Origin of the sequence: Pseudomonas sp. NPDC087803 (assembly GCF_044742995.1) — a bacterium.
GTDB lineage: Bacteria > Pseudomonadota > Gammaproteobacteria > Pseudomonadales > Pseudomonadaceae > Aquipseudomonas.
The window spans coordinates 1-2,041 of record NZ_JBIUVO010000115.1 but is presented as its reverse complement, the minus strand read 5'-3'; the positions used below and the strand labels follow the sequence as shown (position 1 = coordinate 2,041).

The following is a 2,041-nucleotide window of genomic DNA, read 5'->3' as shown; positions in this document are numbered from 1 at the left end:
TGATGGCTGCTGTTCTGCAGGTTCAGGTTCTTGCTGTTGACCAGCAGTTCCTGTTTGCCGCCAGGCTTGAGCGTGGTGCTGGCGGACATTTGCGCGTCTTTGCCTTCGCAGCCGTTGTCGAGCAGCGACATCATCTGGCGGTAGATGGTCTCCTGGTCGAGGCGGTACAGCGGCGAGAATTCCCAGATCAGAATCTTCGGCGGGGTCTTCTGGAATTCATCGCTACCGAGGTACTGCAGCATCGAACCCTCGAGACCGCCGCCGGGGAAGGCGACGTTGAGAATGTCGGCGCCAATGGCTTCTTCGAGGAAGCCGGCGAAGTTGTAGTTCTTGCCGCTGTGCGAGGTGCCCACCAGGGTGATCTGCGGATTGCCGGAGTCACCGAACAGGTCGCCGTCACCGGCTTCGCCTTTCGGCTCGGTGGTGAACTGGTCCATGTACTGGATCGCGTAACTGGTGCCGCACAGTTGCCCGGCCATGTTGTGCAGGGTGCCGGTCTTGCCCATGCGCCCGGTGCGTTTGGTCTCGAATTCACGCTTGGGAATGTCGGCGAAGGCCGGGATCTGCTTGACCTTCTCGGCGACGATTTTCGCCGTGCGCTGAGCGCCGTATGGCGTCCAGTGCTGGTCGCCGCGGAAGTAGAAATCGTGGGCGGGCAGGGTGTCCGGCAGCGATTCGTTGGTCAGCGGCGACAGGTCCGGTACCACGTAACCCATCTGCGCGAAACGCCCGAGCATGGTCTTGTAGTTGCCCAGCGCTTTCTCGTAATCGAACGCGGCTTTTTCCTGCGGGTTGAGCTTGTTGCGGTTCACCAGGCCACGGGTCGGCTGATAGACGATCACCAGTTCGACGCCTTTGGCCTTGAACGCATCGTGCAGCTGTTGCAGGCGTTTGTAGCCGGCCGGGGTGGTGTTGAACTCGGTGCGCAAATCTTCCTGCGTACGGAACAGCCAGTCGCCCTGCGCCTGCACCAGGGTGGTGAAGTTCTGCTGATAACGCGTGGTGTAGTTCTTCGCGTCATGCGCGGCCGGGCACAGGTTGCAGCACGGTTCGGCGGTGAACTTCGGTGCTGCGGTCTCGTCTGCACGAGCTGCATTGCTGGCCGCCAGAATGCCCACGGTCAGGGCCGACAGGCTGAGTAATTTGATCAAGTGTGGGTGCATAAAATTATCCTCAGTCCCGCATTTCGGTCTGGCGTTCGACAGGGTCGATCAGCACGGCTTTCTGCTGGCGCACCAGCAGGTCGAGAATTTCATCCTGGCGCTCGCCGAGGATGCCGTTGAAGCTGATGCCGCTGGATTTGGTCGGCGCCAGCATCGACACGCGATACAACTCGACGCTCAACGGCGAGTCGATGGCCATCGGGCCGCTGCCGTTGGCTACCAGTTCACCGCCGACCACGATCAGCGAGACTTGCGCGTCGAACGGGTCGAGCTTGATGTCACGGTCGGTGTCGGTCAGGTCCTTGATGTGGCCGTAGACGCCGGTCAGGCCGTTGGCCATGGCGACGTTTTCGTAGAGGCGGATGTTCACGCTGTTACGAATGCGGATGCCGTGACGCTTGTTGCTGATGACCTTGTTGCCCCACAGCAGGTTGTCGGCAGACTCGTAGAGGGTGATGCCGTCCGTGTGGTTCTTGTAGATCTCGTTGTAGGCAATGATGTTGTTGACGCTGTTACGGTCGATCACCAGGCCCGAGAGGTGGTTGTCGTAGCTCTTGTTGTTGAAGATGAAGCTGTCGTTCACTTCACGGGAAATGATGATGCCGTGCTTCTTCTTCGTGCCGTGGACGGTGTTCTCGGCGATGATCAGACCGTGGGAACGGTCGTGCGGGTCGATGCCGTAGACGATGTTGTCCTTGTAGGTGTTGCCCTTGACCACGAAGTCGCGGGTCTCGTAGCAGTAGAAGCCGTACCACATGTCGGAGAACTCGGAGCCGACGATCCAGCCGGTCGGGGGGGGGGGGGGGGGGGTGGGGGGCGCTGAGGGGGGGGTGGGGGTGGTATTAAAAAAACACAAAAAAAGACGAGAAAACATAGGA

General features: G+C 60.0%; 1 protein-coding gene and 1 pseudogene. Both read right to left on the bottom strand.

What is annotated here, in order from left to right:
* The coding region (locus ACIOUG_RS26420) for an alginate O-acetyltransferase (protein WP_401070031.1) at window positions 1-1,163 on the bottom strand (1,163 nt) is incomplete at its 3' end.
* Between the two features lie 10 nt (window positions 1,164-1,173).
* A pseudogene (locus ACIOUG_RS26415) lies at window positions 1,174-1,962 on the bottom strand (NosD domain-containing protein); the annotation flags it as partial.
* Window positions 1,963-2,041 lie beyond the last annotated feature (79 nt).